Raw genomic sequence first — 20,446 nt, forward strand, 5'->3', positions numbered from 1 at the left:
CCCGATCAGGCGCTGCCGCTGCCGGCGTCCTGGGCGGCGAGCCACTCGTCATCCGACTCCTCGTTCATGCCGTCGAACAGGAAAGTGGACAGGTAGCGCTCACCGGTGTCGGGAAGCATCGCGAGCAGCACCGAGCCCTCGGGCGCCGTCTCGGCGGTCCGCAGCGCCGTGGCCAGGGCCGCGCCGGCCGATATGCCGACGAAGATGCCCTCCTCGGCAGCGAGACGGCGTGCGGTGTCGCGCGCCACGACCTCGTCCACCGTCACGAGCTCGTCGATGACGGTCTGATCGAGGACGCTGGGCACGAAGTTGGGGGCGAGACCCTGGATCTGGTGTACGTTCCATTCCTTGCCGGCCAGGACGGCGGCATTCTCGGGCTCCAGAACTACGACGCGTACGTCGGGGCGCGCCAACTTCAGCATCTGGCCGACGCCGGTCAGCGTGCCAGTGGTGCCGAAGCCCGTGACGAAGTAGTCCAGGCGTTTACCCGCGAAATCGCCGAGGATCTCGGCAGCGGTGGTCTCCCGGTGGTACGCCGGATTGGCCGGGTTGTCGAACTGCCGGGCCCGGAACCAGCCATGTTTCTCGGCCAGGTCGTCGGCGATCTGATTGCCGCCGCTGCTGCCGAGGGCGCCGGGGAAGAGGATCACCTTCCCGCCGTACGCGCGGATGAGCTTGCGCCGCTCTTTGGAGTAGGTGTCGCCCATTATCGCCACGAACCGGTAGCCGCGGGCGGCAGCCACCATCGCGAAGGCGATGCCGACGTTGCCCGAGGTGCACTCCACGATGGTGTCGCCGGGTTTGAGCAACCCCTTGGCCTCGGCGTGCAGGATCACGCCCAGGGCGAGGCGGTCTTTGACCGAACCACCGGGGTTGAACGACTCGACCTTCACATAGACCGCGGTGTGCGCCGGGGCCATCCGGTGGAGCCGGACGATCGGGGTGCGGCCGATCGTGTCGAGGATGCTGTCATAGAGGGGCATTGTGCGAACCGTCCTTCGACGTCAGGCCGCGACGAACGCGGGGGAGACCATGTCAAGGATCACGGCGAGAGCCTGCTCGATCTGCTCCTCGTCCGCCGGGGCGTTGAACTCGGCCAGCTCGACGCCGATCAGACGTTCAGCCGGAATGGCGTCGAAGATCGCCCGGATCTGCGCGGGCAGCAGGCCGTCGTCCACCGTGTAGTCCGCAGGGACCGCGCCCGGGTCCATGACGTCCCAGTCGATGTGCACCCATACCCGTGCGTCACCGATGGCGGCCAGGACGTTCTCCGCCGTCGTCTGGCTTGGGGGAATGACGCGCACTCCAGCGGTTTCGATGAGCTTCCGCTCGCCTGGGTCGACGTCGCGGGTACCGACCAGGATCGCCTGCTCGGGCTTCAGCCCGGCACCGTGGCCGCTGTCCCACAGGCCACATGCGCCGGACAACACCATGCCGCCGAGATAGCCGCTTCCCGTCGTGTCCGGAGTGTTGAAATCGCCGTGTGCGTCGATGTAGAGCACGACGGCGTCAGGAAACCGCCGGGCGACGACTGGCAGCGTGGCGAGACTGACGGAGCACGTGTTGTTCAGCAGAACCGGAAGGTTCCCGCCGTCGAGGCTCGTGGTGACCGCTCTCGCCATAGAGTCCAGCGTCTGGCGGGCCTGGGGCAGGCTCTGAGTCCAGTCGTCGTTCACCGCTGGGGCGGGTGTCCCAATGTACTGCGCGGAGAGCCCGTAGCGCTCCGCCAGGGCCTGCGCGGTACGAGCAGCGCCCTCGATCATCCGCGCCGCTCGGTCCGCCACCCGTCCCTGGGAGACGATGAGGTCTATCATCAAGAAGCATCCTTTCTGGATGGATCATGGTCGTGACCGCCGGAGAACGAGGCGGTGTCGTGCTGGCCCGACGCGAACGGGCATCGATCTGTCCGCTCGTCGTCAGCCTCGGCGAGGCCGTACTGAAGCCACTCGAGGGCACCGCTGCCGTAGGAACTCAGGTGCGGGGAGTGGGGAGTGCCGTCGTAGCGGTCGATGCGGTCGCGGATGTTGGCGCGTACCCTGCGGCCGCTGGGCGTGTCACCGGCAAAGACGTCGAAGCGCGCACGCGGATTGATGACGATGGCGAAGTGGGCGCCGAGATTGCGGCTGCGCCGTTTCTGGTTTGCCGGGCTGCTCATGTTGCAGAAGAGGGGCATGCCGTTGAAGCACATCGACCACCCGGGTGAGTCGGGTTCCGTCGCCACCTCGTCAGGCCAGGGAGCGATGTCGAGGTCGTGGAGGCCGTTGAGGATCCGCCAGCCGAAGGCGTGGTAGTCCTCGACGGTCCGCGCCCGCACCGCATTCGCCGCGAACGCCACCACCAGAGGGCTTGCGGTGTCGAGGCGGCCATCCCAGCGGTTGGCGAGATCGACATAGCGCTTGAGCCCTTCGGCAAGGCGTCCGATGCCCTTTTCGTCGGCGCTTTCGACGAAGATGAAATTGATGATCCCCTTCCTGAACGCGTTCCGGGAGAAAACGCACGGAAAGTCGGGATCGTTGAGCCGAAAGCTAAGATCATCGAATGCGGAGCGATGCCAGCCTTGGGCTCGCTCGGTCACGTGCTCCTGCATCAACAGTATTTCTTCCCCGCTGAACATGTCCAATCTGGACGGTCCTTCCCCGTAAATGGTCCCGGCGCACGCCATCCCGGCGGACTCGATTATGCGTATGCGGAATCGAGGCCCGCAGCGAGTAGATCTGCGGCCGTCGCAAAGGCAATGAGGAGCAACAGAATCGAGCGAAAGCGCCTGGTGGAGGTCTTCAGACCGACGCCGTCGTCGGTTCGGTGCCAGGTCGGCGCAGGTTGTCGACCGTGCGTGCGGCACCGCATGCGACACAATCTTTGGGTCGCATCCACCAGGGGTGATTAAACCGACTCCCGAATGGCGAGCGATTACAGGACCGTTTCGTCGTTGCCTTCGACAGAAGAAATCTTGGCCCATCTGACCCAGGCCGTCAACCCGTCCGGGTGGTACCGGGCGTGTTTATTTTGGTGACCAGGACGCGATGTCCGATTCCTTCAGACATCGGTGTTTGTCAGCGTGGTGGAGCTTCGAGGCGGGCGTTCACCACGACCAAGGGGGTTATCTCACGCACGGCGGCAACCGGCGTGCCGGCGATGGAATCCGATGAATCGGGTACGGCACTTGGGAGATCCAAGATGTCGCTCGGGCAGGTGGGAGACGGTCGGCCGTCAATTGCCGATGTCCCGTGGAGGGCGAGCAGTTCGCCGACGGGCGCCGACGGCGCGGTGGTTGCCCACCGAAGACTGACGCGCATGGGGCGAACGGCAGAGTGACGTCGGCGGCGAGACCGCATGTGAAGCCGCACTCGCCCCCTGTGCCTCGCCAGCCGAATGTTGCGCGCGTCCCGCGGTGCCCGGCCCGCGGTCAGCGGTCGCGCAGGGCCGCCGCCAACTCCCTGCGTGACCCGATGCCCAGCTTCGTGAAGATCTTACGCAGGTGCCACTCGACCGTACGCGGGCTGAGGAACAGCGCGGCGCCGATCTCCGGGTTGGTCTGCCCCACCATGGCGAGTCGCGCGATCTGCGCCTCCTGTGGAGTGAGCTCGACAGACACGCCGATCGTCCGCTTGCGGACGGTCTCGCCGGTGGCGAGAAGTTCTCGGCTCGCCCGCTCGGCGAATGCCTCCGCGCCCATCGTGGCGAACGCCTCGTGAGCGGCGCGCAACTGGGTGCGGGCGTCGGCGCGGCGGTTCTCCCGGCGCAGCCACTCGCCGTACAGCAGTCGGGCCCGGGCCAGTTGCAGACCGAGCTGACCCAGGGTCAGTCGCTCGATCGCCTCGCGGTACCGGACCTCGGCCTGCCCGGACGGTCCTGCCAGGGCGTCGGCGAGGGCCCCGACGCCGAGAGCCCAGTCCGTGCCGGCTGCGCCGACCCGCTGCGCAAGGCGCTCGCGGGCCTCGGCAGCTACGTCGACGTCCCCGGCTCGGACGGCGGCCTCGACCAACTCGCCGAGCGTCCAGTTGAAGACGGCGAGGTCTTCGTACTCAATAGCCTGACGCGCGGCGTCCAGCGCGGCCGGATACTGGCCGAGTCCGTTGCACAGCACCGCCCTGGCATAGCCGGCCAGACCGAGCAGGCGACCCTCACCGCGCGCCTCGGCGTCCCTGATGGTCGCGTCGATCAGGTCCATCGCGGGCAACTCCCGGCCCCGGTGCGCGGCCAGGGTGAGCGACGCGGACGGATGCGGCGCCATCCCGGTGGCCTGGCCGAGGGCATCGGCCTCGTCGAGTAAGTCGGACGCGTCGGCGAAGCGCCCGGCGAACACCAGGGCCCCCGCGCGGAAGGTCAAGGCCGTGGGGAGCAGCGACAGCGCCCCGGTGGTACGGGCGAAGCGGGCCGCCTGTTCGGTGAGTCGATACCAGGCCGCGTCGTCCCACACCTCGTGCGCGACCGGCCCGGCCAGCCAGAGCAGGTGCAGATTCTCGTCCGCCGTCATCGTGTCGAGGGCACGGCGGAGATGCGGTACGGCGGGCGCATACCCGTCCAGGGTCCACGCCGTGAGGCCGGTCAGGAACAGGCCAGCGGGCTCGTCGCCGGCCGGCACGCCGCGGGCGGCTTCGGCCGCCCGGCGCAGGTCACCGCCACCAAGGCGGCCGGCGTGCACGGCGGCACCCACCGCCGACAGGTACGTCATCCGGGCCGTACGGAGATCGAGTTCTTCAAGGCGGCGAGCAGCCGCGAGCAGTGGCGGGCCGGCTGCCCTGCCGGGGTTGAACGCGAAGGCGACTTGCGCCCGCAGACGTTCCACCCCGGCCTGCTGTAACGGTTCGAGCGGACCCGACTCGGCCGCCGCCAGCAGATCCGGCACCTGATTCAGCTCCCCGGCCTCCAGCCGAGCGCGCGCCGCGCCCAACGCGCGTGCGCCACGGGACCTCGGGTCCGGGGTCAGCTCGGCGGCGCGCTCCAGGAAGGACGCAGCGGCGGACCGGCCGCCTCGGGCGAGCGCCCGTCCGGCCGAACGCTCCAGTTCCCCCGCGACCTCCTCGTCCGGCCCGAGGGCGGCATGGGCCCGGTGCCAGGCGCGGCGGTCGGGGTCGTGCTCCGGGTCGGTCGCCTCGGCGAGCGCACGGTGCACCTCACGCAACTCCGCGGCCTCGGCCGACCGCCAGGCGGCCGAACGAACCAGCGGGTGACGAAACCGCACCCGGGCCCCGAACTCGACGAGCCCGGCGGCCTCGGCCGGCGCGGCAGCGTCGGGCCCGACCCGCAACCGATCGAGGGCGCGCCACAGCAAGGTCACGTCACCCACCGGCTCGACCGCTGCGGCGAGCAGGAGCCGACGCGTGTTCGCCGGAAGCGCGGCAATGCGCCGTTGAAAGCTCTCTTCCATCCGGTTCACCAAGGGCGTCGCGGCCTGTCCGCCGAAGCCGAACGCCAGCTGCGCCGGTGTCAGGCCGCGCGGCAGTTCGAGCAGTGCGAGTGGGTTGCCGCGCGTCTCGGCGACGATCCGCTCGCGGACCCGATTGTCGACTGGCCCGGACAGGACCGAGTCCAACAGCGCCCGCGCCTCCGCGGCCGGCAACCCGTCGACGCGCAATTCCGGCAGGCTGCCGAGGATCTGTTCGTCCCCCGGGCTGCGGGAGGCGAAAACCAGCGCGACCGACTCCTCGTCCAACCGGCGGGCGACGAAGGTGAGGATGACCTCCGACATCCGGTCCATCCACTGCACGTCGTCCACGATGCAGACCAGCGGGCGTTCCGACGCGGCCTCCGCGAGCAGACCGAGTACAGCGAGGCCGATGAGCAGCCCTTCCGGCGGGTCGCCGGGGCTCAGCCCGAACGCGGTGGCGAGGGCGACTCGTTGCGGCTCCGGCAACGCGTCGAGGTGACCGAGCAGCGGTGCGCAGAGTTGCTGCAGCGCCGAGTAGGCGATCTCGGACTCTGGCTCCACCCCGGCGGCCCGGGTCACCCGACCGGCCGAAGCGTTCTGGCTCAGGTAGTCCAGTAGTGCGCTCTTACCGGCACCCGCCTCGCCGCGGAGCACCAGCACCCGGCTGTGTCCGGCACGAACGTCGCGCAGCAGCCGGTCGAGCGTCTCCCGCTCGCGCCGCCGCCCCCGCAATACGGCACTGTAGGTGTTACTCGGCACGTCACCCTCCCCGGGCGGAGGGTACACCGAGTGAGATCACCCGTCCCCGCGTACGGCCTGCTCAGGGCTGCGGTCCCTCACGCGTCGACAGCGCGAGGGACCGTGCCGGAGTCAGGAGTCGAGACCCGCGGCCCGCGCCATGTAGTCGGCGTACCAGCTCGGCCAGTTCGGGTCCTCGTGACCGAGCTCCGCCTCGTGCCGGCCGTGCGCCACAGCGGCGTCGCGCAGAGCCTGTTCCACCTCGGGCACCGAGCCGTAGACGACGTGGGTGACACGTCCCGGATGCCGCGCGGTGACCTCCTGGAGTAAGAAGCCGTTGCCGTCCGGGTCGCTGAACGACGCGAACGAGCTGTACGACCGTCGATCAGGCTGAGGGCCGGTCACCCGGTCCTGGGTGCCGGCGTGGTGGAACACACCACCGGCGTCGTGGAAGACCTCGCTCACCTCGATACCACGGGCGACCAGCTCCGCCCGGGCGGCGACGACATCATCCACCACGAGGTGTACGCCCTGCACCGATCCCGGCGCGGCGTCGGACACTCCGTCTCCGATGATCAACGAGGAAGCCGAGCCGGGCGGGGTGAAGTGCACAACGCGGAAGCCGTCCGGGGCGGCATAGTCCACGTCCTGCCGGAAGCCGACCTTCTGGTAGAAGTCCCTGGCCCGGTCCACGTCCGAGACCGGCAGGACGATGACCTCGAGCTTGAAATCCACGATCTTCACTCCTCCGCTGCGCAGGATGCCGTTCGACGTCCGGTCCTCACCGTCGCGCACCGGACTCGGGTGTCGCCCCAGGGAGAACCCCTGGCAGGTGCCCTGGCAGGTGCCCTGGCCTCAGCGGCCCAGCGCGTTGAACAGGTGCAGCCAGATTCCGCTCCGGGTGGGGAACGCGGGAATCGCGCGGGCACCCGCATCCGCTCGTTCACCGTCAGGTCAGCGCCGTTCGGGTACGCCCACGGTCTCCAGGCCGAGACCCGTGGTCTGCGGCGTGGCCCGTGGCGACCACGACCTCCCGGGCGGTCACCGGGGGTGTTGAGGTCATGCATGAGCGCGATGGCGTCGATGGCCATGGCCGTCGGCTGAACCGGGACTCCCGCGCCTCAATAGAGGCTTTCGAGTGGCGGCGGCCCCGGATGCCAATCCGGGCCCGCCGTGTTGACTCGGTTCAGTTCAGGCCGCGACGCGGTGGCATTTCGCCGCCGTGGTGTTGTCGCGGCCGTTATGGCGGGTTACCGCGGGTAGTGGTGGATGTTGCTGGTGGTCTTGCCGTCTGCGGACGTGGCTGGGAGGGTCTCCGGGGCTTGGCCCTTCTCCACCCAGTTGACCAGGGCGTCGAGGTCGGCGCCCGGGTTGACCAGCGGACCGGTGCTGAAGAGCGGCGTTCCGCAGTGGTCGACGCCGGACAGCAGGAAGACCCGGTAGAAGTCGTCGACGCGCTTGTTACCGCCGAGGGCGGCGTTGACGTGCTTGCGGTAGTCGACCGTGCCCTGGGTCGGGATCAGCTGGTCTGATTGGCCGTGCCAGGTGAGCAGCTTGCCGCCAACCTTGGCGAAGGTCGACAGGTTCGGGTTGTTGTTGGCGATGATGTCGTCGTACTGCTTGGTCGCCGAGGTGAAGAGCTGCGTGAACGTCGTGTAGGTGAGCTTGGTGCTGTCGAACGAGGGGTTCTTCGTGACGAAGTACTTGGCCCACTGGTCGGGAACCGGGAAGGGCGCGCCCGGGTTGGCGATGAAGTTGAACGCGGAGCCCTTGTTCTGGCCGTACCAGAGCTTTTTGCCCGACGGTGAGATTGGGCCGGCCCAGATCTTGTTGACCGCGTCGGCGACCGCCTTGGTGATGGTGATTTCCTCGCCTTCACAGACGACCTTCTTGCCGACCAGGCGACGGGCGTCCCACTTGCAGTCCTGCGGGTTGTGGATAACGCCGTCCTTGACGCCGTCCAGGGGGTCGCAGGCCGTGACTGCAGCGGTGTTGAAGGCGGCCAGTTCGCACTGCGACGGGGCGACCTTCTCTTCGTTGTAGACGGCCTGCGACCACAGCGTGGCGATCTCGAACCGGTTCCACTCGATCGCTGGCGCGTTCGCGAGGATGCCCTGGAAGTCCGTCGGGTAGTTCTGTGCCTCCGAGTAACCTTGGCGGCCACCGGTCGAGCAGCCGGTGAAGTACGAGTACTTCACCGTGCGCTGGTAGAACTTGTTGGCCACGTCCTTGCCGATGACCGCCATGTCGTGCACCGAGCGCGAGGCGAAGTTGGTGAGCAGGCCGGCGTTGACCTTTCCGTCGGTGAGCCCCCAACTGGCGTCGAGGCCGGTCTTGACGCCAGCGTCGGTGGCCGCGCCGACGTATCCGCCCTTGACCGCGCTGATCAGCGGCACGCTCAGATCGCTGAGGTCGCCGGCGGAGTAAGCGCTGCCGCCGGTGGCCTGGAAACGTCCGTTCCAGTTCTTCGCATCCTGGGGGAGTGAAACCTTGATGGTGACGGTGTCGTTCGCGCCCGGGTGGGTCACGACGACATTGATGTCGCACCAGGCCGGCACGGCGTTGATCGGCGGATTCTGCGGGAGCCCGGGGGTGGCGGGGAACGTGAAGTCGCCGCCGGCCTTGGAGACAGCCTTGACCGAAACCACTGACGTGCCAAGCGGCGCGGAAACGGGAACGGCGGAGCAGGTGGTAGCGGCGGTCGTGCCGCCGTCGCGGGTAGCGGCGTTGACAGCCATGGGCGTGAGGGAGGCCGCTAGTGGTACTGCCGCGGCCATCAGAATCATCAAGCGTCGCTTCATACCCAAACCCTCGCCTAACCGGGACGACCTGACCCCAGGGTGAGGCACTGGTGTGCACCCTGGCCGAGGACCCGGGCATTCCCGCGCTCTGTGACGGCCTGCGGGATGGCCGAGTTTCCGGGGCTGGGCTGCTTCCCGACCCGGTCCACCAAGGCGTTGGTGAGTAGTTGAGCACTGTGTCTGCAGGGCGTGATCTGCGAAGGATCCGGAATCGGCTACCGACCTTTGAAAGCGACCGAGATAGTTGATCGATAGGGGGAAGGGCAGCTCATTCGTGGTGCGACCAATCAGGCGTGCACCGTCGGTTGGCCCGAGGGTGCGGCCGTGCCCCGCCCGCACCTTGCGACGTCCGGTCAACCACCGATGGCCATGCTGCGGGCTTCGATGGCTTCGACCGTTTTCTTCAACGCCTTACCCAGCACGCCCTTGCCGACCGAGCCCAGCACAATGCCTGTCAATCGGCCCTTGAGGTTCTTGCCCTCGCGGACCACGATGACGTCCAGGACCGTCGTCCCGTCCCGCTCCGGCCGCAACGTATAGGTGTGACCCGACTGGCCGCCCCAGATGTTGGAATCGGTCGTCGTCATGGTGACACGGCGGGGGTTCGACCAGTCATAGCGCAGACGTTCCCAGATACCGCCCGAGCCTTCCGTGACGTCAGCCCAGCCAGGGCCCCGGCTATGCACCGTCAAATACTCGTCGGCGCTGTTGCCAAACACCACCGAGCGGCCCGGCCCGAAGTCGGTGAGTGCGGCAAGAACCTGCTCCGGCGTCGCGGTGGTTTTCTCAATGAGGTGAATCACGGACATTGCGTTCTCCTGAATCTCCCGCGGACTGACGTCCTCTCAGGCTTCCCGACCGCAGGGGCCTGGCGAGCCCGTGTCGTACCCTGGTTCTCCGTTCCAGGTCACTGGTCGACGCCCATGGCTCGGCCACGGGTGGTCGTCGAGTAGCGCGTCGCATGCTCGCCCCGTGGGTGACCTCCTGCGTGCCGACTCTCGCCGTGGTTGCCGCGTTCGAGCTCGAGCGTCATCCGGCTCTCGAGGCCGGTCACGCGCAGCTCCTTCAGCCGGATCACCGAGATGCTGAGCGAGCCCTGCGCGATGCCGGCCAGCGCCGGGCTACGCCCGAGCTGCTCGGCGGCCTCGAGCGCGCCGCTCGCCGCGTCGATCGCTGGGCACCTGGTTCCACTAACTAGAGGATGATGGCGGGACAGTTCATTCGTGACGGTGGACGGGTCGGGCGACGCGTCTACGCCCCGACCGCAGGCAGACCCGACTGAGAATCAAGCGGCCTTCACAGCAGGAACCCTTCCTCAGGGTCACCAGGCAAATCAGTCCTGTCGCTCGTCCGCATCCTGATCGAGATGGCGCAGATCGGCTGCTTCGCCGACGCGGCCCAGCATGTCGCGCACTGCGGCGAGTGTCTGGTACGCCGCGAACAGTCGGTCCGAGGACATGCGCGGCAGCCGCTCGGTTAACGACTCGTAGAGACGGATCGCCTCATTGACTGAGTCAAACGCTGCCGCGAGATTGTCGTTGACCTTCAGGCACACCCACGCGTGAGCCTGCAACGAGTCGGCGAGGTCGGGCAGGTACGCGGTGGGGTTCGTCTCGGCTAGCCGCCGTCGAATGGTCACGGCCTGCTCAGTTGGGGCCAGCGCCTCGTCGTGGCGACCCACCTCACACAAACCACCACCGAGGCTGTTCAGCGAGTTGGCCAGGTCGGGCAGGTACGCGGTGGGGTTCGTCTCGGCTAGCCGCCGTCGAATGGTCACGGCCTGCTCAGTCGGGGCCAGCGCCTCGTCGTGGCGACCCACCTCAGACAGACCAACGCCGACGTTGTGCAGCGACATGGCCAGGTCGGGCAGGTGCGCGGTGGGGTTTGTCTCGGCTAACCGCCGGTAGATGTCGGCGGCTTCCTCAATCGCGGTCAGCGCCTTGTCCCGGTGACCTACGGCGCCCAAGCGAACGCCGAGGTTGTTCAGTGACTTGGCGAGGTAGGGCAGGTACGCGGTGGGGTTTGTCTCGGCCAGCCGCCGTCGAATGGTCACAGCTTGCTCGAGCGCGGCCAGCGCCTCGTCGCGGCGACCTACGGCGCCCAGGCGAAGACCGAGGTTGTTCAGTGACTTGGCGAGGTCGGGCAGGTACGCGGTGGGGTTCGTCTCGGCTAGCCACCGGTAGATGCCTGCGGCTTCCTCGGTCGGGGCCAGCGCCTCGTCGTGGCGACCCGTCCGAGACAGACCAATGCCGAGGTTGTTCAGCGAGTTGGCGAGGTCGGGCAGGTGCACGGTGGGGTTCGTCTCGGCTAGCCGCTGCCGAATCGTCGCGGCTTCCTCGGTCGCGGCCAGCGCCTCCTCGCGGCGACCCACCGTGGACAGGAACGCGCCGAGATTGTTCAACGACATGGCGAGGTCGGGCAGGTGCGCAGTGGGGTTCGTCTCGGCTAGCCGCCGTCGAGCGGTCACGGCCTCCACGGTCGCGACCACCGCCTCCTCGCGGCGACCCACCCCGGACAGGAACGCGCCGACGTTGTTCAGTGACGTGGCGAGGTCGGGCAGGTACACGGTGGGGTTCGTCTCGGCTAGCCGCCGGTAAATGCCGGCGGCCTCCTCGGCGGAGGCCAGGGCATCGTTGTAGCGCCCGGCGCTGCTGAGACGCGCCGCGTGAGTGGCGAGGATCTCGGCTTGCTCGGCGGGGTCGGCGGTGAGGCCGAGGCGGTAGCGGGTGAGTCTGGTACTGATGGCGGCGGAGGCGGTGTCGAGGTCGATGTGTCGCTCAGGCAGCAGCACTTCGATGGCCTGCAGGACGGTGATGTCGACGTGGCGAAGGTCGGCCAGGCGAGTGATGGTGGTGCCGCCAGCGGCCAGTGCGAGGTCGGGGTGTTGCCGGATCAGTGGGTAGAGCACCGTTGTGGCGATGTGGGGCCAGCGGTGTGCGGTTTCGACGAGGACGGTGATCGCCGTCGGTGTCCAGGCGCCGAGGTCACCAGTGAGCAGAGTGTGCGCAGCGGTTGCTGCCCAATCGTCGGGTGGCCAGTCGTCTGCGCCCACGTGCGAGTGTCCGGGGGTGGACAGGGCGATGAGGTCCTCGCCGAGTCGGTCCGGCCGCAACGGCCGCAAGACGGTGTCAATGTGCGGGTCGCTGGCGGGGTAACAGAACTGGTGGTCGTCGATGATCGTGGTCACACCAGGTTCGGTGACCCGGGTACGGGTCAGCACGGTGATGGCGTCATCGCGGGTGACACCACCGGTGAGGGTGGCCAGGTACACCGCGCGGCCCATCATCTCTGGGCTGGTGGCCCGGCGGTCCTCGGTCCGGGCGTGCAGGTGGTGCCAGTGGGCGCGTTCGCGGTTGAGCAGGTATGCCGACAGGGCGTGCGGTTGCGTTGGGGGCGTGCGGCCGTGGTGGTGAGAGTCGACGGCGACCAGGGCGGCCATGTGTACCGCGAGGATCTGTCGGAATCCTGCGTCGGTCAGGTCCGGCACGGCGATGCCGGCGGTGTCGGGCACATCCAGTGCGGCGCGGAAACGTTCACGGGCCTGCTCGAACAGCACACGACGGTCAGTGTGCTCGTCCAACGGCGGCAGGGCTTGGGCCTCAGCGGGAATACCGTGATCACTGTCGAGCCGGTCGCGCAGCGCGGACCACCAGAACCCGGCCGACCGGGCCAGAAGCAGCACCCGAAGCACCAGGCCGATGCGCAGCGACAGCGCGTTCAAATCGGTGATCAGCCGGTTCAGGTCTGAGGCGGGCCACCGGTCGGCGTAGTCCACCACCACTAGCGCCCCAGCGCTGGGTGGCATCTCCTGAGGGCTGCCGGCGGGTTGCTGGCCCAGCGCGTGCAGGACCCTCCATGTCACCCAGCCGGCGGTGTTGGCCTGGGCGGCGACGTGCCGGGCCAGACGGGTCTTACCCTGCCCACCGGCTGCGTGGATCAACCGCACGGACACCGGCTCGTCGCCGCCCATCCATCGGTCGAGCACGTCCAGTTCGGTGTCGCGGCCGACGAAGGGCACCATCTGGTGACGAGCCAGCAGCAGCCGGCTCGGCTGGCGGCGGGCGACGCCCGCCGGGAGCGGCACGGCACCCGGCTCGAAAGCCTCAACCTGGTACGGGGGCAGGTCGGCTACCACGGTGACGGTGCCGGCGATATCTCGAATTTGGATCACCGGACCGAACACGATGCTGTCGGTGACGTGCTGCCCGGTGTTGGCCGGCGATCGCCAGGTCACCGGTCGATGTCCGCGTCGCCACCGACGTCGTTGACTTGCTGGACCGGGCCAGCTGTCCACGCCGCCGTAACCGCCTGGCTTGCGGGTTCGTTAGGGCCGGCCGTGCCGGACGCGGGCACCGCAGCAGGCGGACCAGCAGCGGTGGGCAAGGGCCAGGCGGTGCCGCCGATCCGCACGTTGCCGCGCACCTCACGCACCTGGGTGACACCGCCGCCGATCACCGAGCTGGTGACAGATTGCCCTCTCGTGGTGCTGCTGGGCCGGCGGGCCAGTACGACCCCGTATACGGTCAGCGGCAGCCCGAGCACAGCGACCAACGCGCCGACAACACTGCCCCACTTGTCCGCGTCATCGAGCCGGGTCACACCGACGAATACGCCCAACCCGACCAGGACGACACCGACGCTCAGCACCGCTGCCCACACCACGGTCCTCTGCACACCGGTCATTGCCTCATCATGGCCGTCACCGCACCCGGTGACTCCAGGAGAGTCGTCATCGAGACTCAGCACCAAGCTCCGATCGTTCGCCGGTGCGCTGAGCCCAACACCAGGCGGCCGCTTCTGCCGAGCATGACGTGGCCATGCGGGCCACAGGTGCCCAGCACAGCGGAGTCGGACGGCCGGTCACCACGCTGGTCCACGCCGGTCCCCGAAGCATTCTCCCCAACCGGCGGCATCAGCCAGCACCACCCGCCTGGTCGCCGACAGCTCCAACCTGATCATCGGACCCGCCACCGCCGGCCCGCCTGCACCCACGGCCGAGACCAACCCGCTCACCGCGTCCGGCGAGCAGGCAGGTCATGTGCCGCATATCGGGGCGCATCCACGGAAATGAGGCGGATGAAGCGGCGCGGCAGGCAGCTATGACATAGATGGGATTACATGTCTCGCGTGATCTCAGGTATGAAGGCCGAAGGCACGTCTCGGTGCTGATTCCTGAGAAGGAGCGACAGATGAAACATGGCCTGCGCCGCCTACGAACGGGGGCAGTCGCGCTTGCTGCCTGCACACTTGGGCTGAGCCTCCTGTCGGTACCCGCCGCCGAGGCGTACTCGGTTGCCCCTCTCGCGCCACAATCCGAGCGGGCACCGGAATCGAACCAGTTCTCGGCAGAGGGTGTGACCACGGTCGGTGAACTCCGTACCGTCGACAGTTCCCTGTCCTACGCCCCCAACGGCGGGACGCAGATCATTCAGCACCCCGGTGCCACCTACGTCAAGGTGCACTTCAGCTCTCTGCGACTGGCCCAAGGCGACTACGTCACCGTGTCGAGCCGCGACGGCAAGGAGAGCTACCGGTACGACCGCCACCTGAACCGGGCGACCGGTTCGGACTACACCACCGACGGACAGCCGGGTTTCTGGGCGATGTCGGTGGAGGGCGACACCGCCGTGGTGACACTGCACAGCACCCGACCCTCACGTGGCAGCGCCGCCACCATTGACCGGTTCTGGCGCGGATACGACCGCACGGAGATCGCCGCGCGCAACTTCTCCACCCAGTCCGTGTGCAGCACCGACGCCCGCCGGGACGTGGTCTGCTACCAGAACAGCCACCCCACCGAGTACGCCCGCGGCCGGGCGGTGGCGCGGCTGCTGATCAGCGGCGGTGGACTGTGCACCACCTGGCGGGTCGGCAACACCAACCGGATGCTGACGAACAAGCACTGCTTCTCGACGCAGTCCGCCGTGAGCGGCAGCGAGATGCAGTTCAACTACCAGTGCGCCACCTGCGGCGGCGCGAATCCCGGCGCCGGCACCAAGGTCAGCGGTGCCACCCTCTACAGGGTGAGCAGCGGCGGCTCCAGCCAGCTGGACTACACCCTGTTCTCGGTCAACAACTTCGCCGCCATCCAGGGATTCGGCACGCTGTACCTGGCAACTACCGCCACCAGCAACGGCACCCGGATCTATATCCCCGGGCACGGCGACGGCAGCGCGAAGCGGCTGTCGATCTACGAGGACAGCCAGAACGGCGCGACCTGCGCCGTCCGGAACGCGAACTACAACACCTGGAACATCAGTTACAGCTGTGACACCTCCGGCGGCAACTCGGGTTCACCCGTGCTGAACGCGAGCCACCGTGTCGTCGCCCTGCACCACCTCGGCGGTTGTCCGTCGAACCAGGGCGCGAAGGCGCACCTGATCTACAACGAGATCGCCAGCCTGATCGACAACGGCTGATACGGGTGGGCCGCCGATGCGCGCTCTGCGCCTTGGCGGCCCATCGGCATCCTCGCCGCTTGACCTCGGCGACGGCGTCGCCGCTGGTCAAGTAGGGCGGGCGCCAGCGGGCACTTGCCTGTTCGCCTACCAGGCGCGGTCTGGCCGCGGGGCCGGAATCAGGCGGCGCGCCGCGTTGATCCTCTGCTAACGTTGCCTCCGTGGGCACGCTGATTCTTTAGTACGGGACACCGCGTCGAGGGTTCTCCGCGGTGGGTCCTATGCGCGTTGTGCAGGCATGTCGCCGGCCGCGCGAGGTTCCCGTACGTTCACGCGCTCACAGGAGCGCGGATTCTGCGGCGCCTATGTGCGCCGTGGGGAGGAACCCCCGTGACCCATACCCCGCACCCCCGTCCCAGGTGCCCGCGTCGCGCCCGCATCGGGTGTGCGCCATTCGTGGCGGAGCCGTGAGGTTCGCCGAACGCACCGTGCTGGCCGGGGTCGACCTCATCGTCGGCCCCACCGAGCGGATCGCGGTGGTCGGCGACAACGGCGCCGGCAAGTCCACGCTTCTGCGAGTGCTCGCGGGAACGGTACGGCTGACAGCCGGCGACCGTGAAGTCGAACTGCCCGGTGGCATAGCGATCGCCGAACAACAACCGCGATTCACGCCCAGCGCCACCGTTGCGGCCGCGCTTGACGACCTGCTTGCCGACATTCGCGGGCTGCAGGACGAGATCCAGCGGACCGCGGAGCGGCTGGGGCACGTCGGCTCCGACGAGCAGGCTGTGCTGCTCGCGGGTTTAAGCACGGCGATTGACCGGTTCGAAGCCCGTGACGGGTATCAGCTTGATCAGAAGGTGGACGTGGGGCTCGAAAGGCTGGGATTGGGCGGTCTCGATCGATCCCGGCTGGTGAGCACGCTGTCCGGCGGCGAGAAGGCGAGGCTGGCGCTCGCGGCGGCGCTGGCGTCCGAGGCGGACTTGCTGCTGCTCGACGAGCCGACCAACGATCTCGATGGCGCCGGTATCGCATGGCTGGAGGAGCGCCTGGCCGCGCACCGTGGGGCGCTGATTGTGGTCACCCATGATCGTGCGCTGCTGGACCGTTTCGCGACCGACATCGTGCATGTCGAGGGGGGCGCGTTGCGCCGATACGGCGACGGTTACGCCGGGTACCTCACCGCACGTGAGAGTGAACGGCGGCGGCTGCTGACCGAGTACGAGGCGTGGCGGCACGACCTTGCACGCCAGGAGGCTCTCGTCGCCGCCAACGCCTTTCGGCTCGACGCGATCCCGCGGAAGCTGGATAGATCGCTGTTCGGCCACGCCGCCTTCCGGGCACGCGGCCGAGATCACGGTGCGATGGGACGCATCCGGATGGCGAAGGAGCGAGTAGCTCGGCTGCGCGCGGCCCCCGCCCCGCGGCCCGCCGATCCGCTGCGGTTCACGCCGGCCTTCACCGGGCCCGCGTCCACCGATGGGGGTTCCCTGATCCGCGCGGACGGTGTCCGCCTCGGAGCAGACGGGTCGGCGCCGAGGCTTTCGCTGGAGTCGCTCGAGGTGTCGGTCGGTGACCGGCTGCTGATCTCGGGACCCAACGGGTCGGGCAAGACCACGCTGCTGCGCGTTTTGGCGGGCGAACTCGCACCCCAGCGCGGGACCGTCTGGCACCGGCCCGGTATTCGTGTTGCACGGTTGCGGCAGGACATCACGACCGGTTCGCCCGCGACACTGCTCGAGGTCTTCGCCGCTGCTACCGCCGCCTACCAGGAGGACGCTGCGGACACGCTGCTGCGCCTCGGGCTGTTCCACCCTGACGACCTGGGCCGGCCGGTGGCGCACCTGTCGGTCGGGCAGCGTCGGCGCCTCGAAGTCGCTCTCGCCGTCACTCGACCCAGCGATCTTCTGCTGCTGGACGAGCCCACGAACCACCTGGCTCCCGAACTGCTTGAGCAACTCGAGCAGGCGCTGCTCATCTACCCCGGCGCCGTCCTCACCGTCACCCACGATCGGCGGTGGCGCGAGCGAGCGGAAAACGCAGCCTCAACGGCGCAGATCCACGTGGCCCCCGGCGGCCTCGTCAGCCTTCTCGGCTCGGAAAGCCGACAGCAGGCAACCTTCACCGACGGTCATCGGGATGTGGTCAATGTGGCACGGCATCCAGAGACTGGAGGCGATGCCTGAGTCCTGGCGTGCGGCCAGCTGGCCGCGTTGCTCGACGCCAGCGGGGCGACCAGCGCGGGCAGTGCCTCCTCGCGGGCGCGCAGCGCGGAATGCAGCGGCCGTCGCCCGACGTGCAGGGCCTGTCTACCATTCGATTGTGTCCGAAGACACCAGACAGGGTTCTACCGCGGAGCCGGCCCGGCAGCGGTTTGTGGTCTGCGGAGACGGTGCGGTGGCTCGCCGTCTGATCACTGAACTGGCCGACCGCTACGGTGTCGCGGTCACCGTGGTCCTACCGATGTCGAGCGGTCACCACGTACCCGACATCGCCGATCTCACTGCGGAACCCAGGATGGCGGAGAGACCGCCGGAGATCATCACTGCGCGGCGCCTGACCGCCGAGGTGCTCGATCAGGCTGGGGTCCGGGAGGCTGCAGCCGTAGCGTTGGTCGGTGTCGACGACGTGACCAATGTGGATGCCGCCATGATCACCAGGGAGCTGGCCCCGGATGTCCGGCTCGTGGTCCGGCTATTCAACCCCGTACTCGGCGAGGGCGTGGCGGCGATGCTCGGGGACTGCGCCGTGCTCTCCGGATCCGAGATTGCCGCACCGGCGTTCGTCGCCGCCACGCTTGGGGACGCCACGCCGACGTACCTGCGGCTGCCCGACGGCGAGCTTCTCCGTACCGCGCTGCGTAGCACCGTTGACTCGGCCGGTGTGGATGTGGTCTGCGGTCTGGCCGACACGACCGGCTCGGAGCCGGTCGTCCTTCCAGCGAATCAGGATTCGGCAGACCTGGTGCTTGTCCGCGCTTACCGGCGGCCCCGACTGGAGCCGCCGCGTCGAAGGCCACGCCTGGTTCGGGCCCTCGGATTGGTGTTCAGCCGCAATCTGCGACTGGCGTTGGCCGGCACGGCCACGTTATTCGCCGCAGCCAGCGTCCTGCTGGCGTATACCCGCGGCGTGCACCTCGGAGAGGCCGCCTACCTGACGCTGCTGACTGCGATGGGAGGCGCCGAGGCCGACTCAGCCGCACCGCTCACCGAGAAAGTGACCGCGGTGGTACTGGTGACCACCGGGGTGGCGCTACTTCCCACCGTGACGGCCCTGGTGGTGGACTCGCTGGTGCGCGCCCGGCTGGCGGTCGCCGCCGGCGGCATGATCGAGCCGATCAACGACCATGTCGTACTGGTGGGGCTTGGCAACATCGGCACCAGGGTGCTGGAAGAACTGCATTCCGTCGGCATTTCCGTGGTCGCCGTCGACCGCACCGAGTCGGCGCGCGGCATCGGTGTCGCCCGAGAGTTGGGCCTGCCGGTGGTCGTCGGTGATGCGACCCGTCCCGAGACGCTGCGAGCTGCCTCCGTACACACCTGCCGGGCGCTGGTGGTGTTGACCGGTGACGATGTCACCAACTTGGAGACCGCCCTGTCCGGGCGGTCCTCGCACGAGGCGGACCGAGCACGGTCGGCAGGAACCCGGCCCCCATTGCGGGTGGTGTTACGGCTGTTCGACGATGGCTTCGCGGAGCGTACCCAGCGCATCCTGGGCATCAACGAGTCGCGTAGCGTTTCATCCTTGGCGGCGCCGGCGTTCGCGGCCGCCATGATGGGCCGGCAGGTGATCGGCACCATATCGGTCGGCCGCCGGGTACTGCTGGTGGCCGACCTTCCCGTTGGCGCCGGGTCCGCACTCGAGGGCCGGTACTGCCACGAGGTCAACCAGCCCGCCGGGGTGTGGGTGATCGCGGTGCGGACCGGCCGGGCGGGGCAGACCATCTGGTCATTGCCGGAACGTCGGCCACTGGTCCGCACCGACCGGCTGATCGTGCTGGCCACACGCGCCGGTCTCGCCGCGCTGCTGCCCCGCACCGTACCCAGCCCTGACGCTGAGCCCCTGGCCGACGTTGCGCCCTTGCGGCTGCTTGCGCCGGCACCACGCGATCGTGGGTGACTGCTTCCCCGCAGCCTCGTCCGGACACGTTCCGTCGTACATTCCGGCGGGGACCCTGCGATCGAATCAGAGCGTCAGGCCGAACTGCCAGAGCCAGTCCGCCTACTCCCCGTGTCCGTTCAGGCCGTGTCGTCGCTGCGGACGTGGACGGCCTCGCCGCCGCCGCGGAGATCCTCGGTGACCTGCTTCTCGGTCATGGCGACCAAGTGCACATCGACGGTCGCCTCGGCCTTGAGGCGCTCGTACGTGTCGTGGACACGCGTCGACAGCTCGACGCGGTCCACATCCGGGAAGCGTTGTCCGAGCGTCTCGACCTGGCGTTGCAGGGCGATTTCCGGGTCAACGAGACCGCCACTGGCGGCGGGTTCAGTCATCGCACACCTCGCATGTCGTCGTGTGTCTCGCTGAGTAGTGCCCCGAACATCGACTCGACATTCAGTCGTTCGCGCAATGTTCACCGTCGGACGTTGTCGCGCTGATCACGACCGTGCTCGTGATGTATCCGTGACGTGGTGAACATTCGCACCGACGGATCGACCGTCTGTCTGTTAGCCCTTAACCTGACGACTCGGAATACATCAGGTAACGGAAGGTAGTGCGATGGCCGGCGCCACGGTCGCCGTCGACACCAGCTCAGACGGCACCCTTGTCATACGACCACGCGGCCTGCTCGACGCCGACGACGCGGTCGACCTGCGCCGCACCGTCGTGCGGGCCATCCGGCATGACCGGCCGCTGCGGCTGGTCCTCGACCTGCGCGAGGTTCAGGGACTCGATCCCATCAACGTCGGCACCTGCGCCGCTGCGTGCGACCTCGGCGACGACCAAGGTGTGGCCGTCTTCCTGGATCACCCCTCGAGTGCCATTGCGGATCAGTTGGCGACGGCGGGCGTACCCGCCCACCGCCTGCGCCACGTCGGCACCGGCCACGACTGAGTAGCTCTGGCACGGTACGTCCCGCACTCCGCAGGTGCGCCAGCACGACGGGTGCCGGGCTGTGCTCGAATCGATTGAGTGCT

The 20,446-nt window shown here is 68.4% G+C and carries 14 protein-coding genes and 1 pseudogene; 4 read left to right on the plus strand and 11 right to left on the minus strand.

Annotated features, from left to right (window positions below):
• Positions 1-5: 5 nt before the first annotated feature.
• The 10 genes from cysK to AC5L30_RS10850 all read right to left on the minus strand — a co-directional run bounded on the left by cysK (position 6) and on the right by AC5L30_RS10850 (position 13,593).
• Complete coding sequence (cysK, locus tag AC5L30_RS10805; protein WP_494866864.1) at positions 6-983, minus strand: cysteine synthase A; 978 nt, start codon at positions 981-983, stop codon at positions 6-8.
• Positions 984-1,004: 21 nt separating this feature from the next.
• The gene (locus tag AC5L30_RS10810) at positions 1,005-1,814 is read right to left on the minus strand and encodes an arginase family protein (protein ID WP_494866866.1); all 810 of its coding nucleotides are present in this window, start codon (positions 1,812-1,814) and stop codon (positions 1,005-1,007) included.
• A complete protein-coding gene (locus AC5L30_RS10815; RefSeq protein WP_494866867.1) occupies positions 1,814-2,614 on the minus strand; it encodes a YqcI/YcgG family protein in 801 nt (266 codons plus the stop codon). Before AC5L30_RS10815 ends, AC5L30_RS10810 begins: the two co-directional genes overlap by 1 nt.
• Positions 2,615-3,406: 792 nt before the next feature.
• Positions 3,407-6,130: a helix-turn-helix transcriptional regulator gene (locus tag AC5L30_RS10820; protein WP_494866868.1), complete on the minus strand. Its 2,724-nt coding sequence runs from the start codon at positions 6,128-6,130 to the stop codon at positions 3,407-3,409.
• 111 nt (positions 6,131-6,241) lie between these two features.
• Complete coding sequence (locus AC5L30_RS10825) at positions 6,242-6,904, minus strand: VOC family protein (protein ID WP_494866870.1); 663 nt, start codon at positions 6,902-6,904, stop codon at positions 6,242-6,244.
• A 455-nt stretch (positions 6,905-7,359) separates the two neighbouring features.
• Entirely contained in the window at positions 7,360-8,847 is a 1,488-nt protein-coding gene (locus AC5L30_RS10830; RefSeq protein WP_494866871.1) for a tannase/feruloyl esterase family alpha/beta hydrolase, read from the minus strand.
• 416 nt (positions 8,848-9,263) lie between these two features.
• On the minus strand, positions 9,264-9,719 hold the full coding sequence (locus AC5L30_RS10835; protein ID WP_494866873.1) for an SRPBCC family protein: 456 nt from the start codon (positions 9,717-9,719) through the stop codon (positions 9,264-9,266).
• Between the two features lie 98 nt (positions 9,720-9,817).
• A complete protein-coding gene (locus AC5L30_RS10840; protein ID WP_494866874.1) occupies positions 9,818-9,964 on the minus strand; it encodes a hypothetical protein in 147 nt (48 codons plus the stop codon).
• Between the two features lie 279 nt (positions 9,965-10,243).
• Positions 10,244-13,144, minus strand: coding sequence for a tetratricopeptide repeat protein (locus AC5L30_RS10845; protein WP_494866875.1), 2,901 nt, complete (start codon positions 13,142-13,144; stop codon positions 10,244-10,246).
• Positions 13,141-13,593, minus strand: coding sequence for a hypothetical protein (locus tag AC5L30_RS10850; RefSeq protein WP_494866876.1), 453 nt, complete (start codon positions 13,591-13,593; stop codon positions 13,141-13,143). Before AC5L30_RS10850 ends, AC5L30_RS10845 begins: the two co-directional genes overlap by 4 nt.
• Positions 13,594-14,264: 671 nt before the next feature.
• Between AC5L30_RS10850 and AC5L30_RS10855 the strand changes: the two genes are divergently transcribed.
• The 3 genes and pseudogenes from AC5L30_RS10855 (at position 14,265) to AC5L30_RS10865 (ending at position 19,427) form a co-directional block, all read left to right on the plus strand.
• Positions 14,265-15,329, plus strand: coding sequence for a trypsin-like serine peptidase (locus AC5L30_RS10855; RefSeq protein WP_494866877.1), 1,065 nt, complete (start codon positions 14,265-14,267; stop codon positions 15,327-15,329).
• Positions 15,330-15,775: 446 nt separating this feature from the next.
• Positions 15,776-17,359, plus strand: a pseudogene (gene abc-f / locus AC5L30_RS10860) (ribosomal protection-like ABC-F family protein); the annotation flags it as partial.
• Between the two features lie 196 nt (positions 17,360-17,555).
• Entirely contained in the window at positions 17,556-19,427 is a 1,872-nt protein-coding gene (locus tag AC5L30_RS10865; protein WP_494866878.1) for an NAD-binding protein, read from the plus strand.
• Positions 19,428-19,546: 119 nt separating this feature from the next.
• Here AC5L30_RS10865 and AC5L30_RS10870 read toward each other — a convergent pair whose 3' ends face one another.
• Positions 19,547-19,801, minus strand: a complete 255-nt coding sequence (locus AC5L30_RS10870; RefSeq protein WP_494866879.1) for a three-helix bundle dimerization domain-containing protein — start codon at positions 19,799-19,801, stop codon at positions 19,547-19,549.
• Positions 19,802-20,027: 226 nt separating this feature from the next.
• Here AC5L30_RS10870 and AC5L30_RS10875 point away from each other — a divergent pair, with 226 nt between their 5' ends.
• Entirely contained in the window at positions 20,028-20,363 is a 336-nt protein-coding gene (locus AC5L30_RS10875; RefSeq protein ID WP_494866881.1) for an STAS domain-containing protein, read from the plus strand.
• The last annotated feature ends 83 nt before the right edge of the window (positions 20,364-20,446 follow it).

The organism is Micromonospora sp. BQ32, from assembly GCF_059358895.1.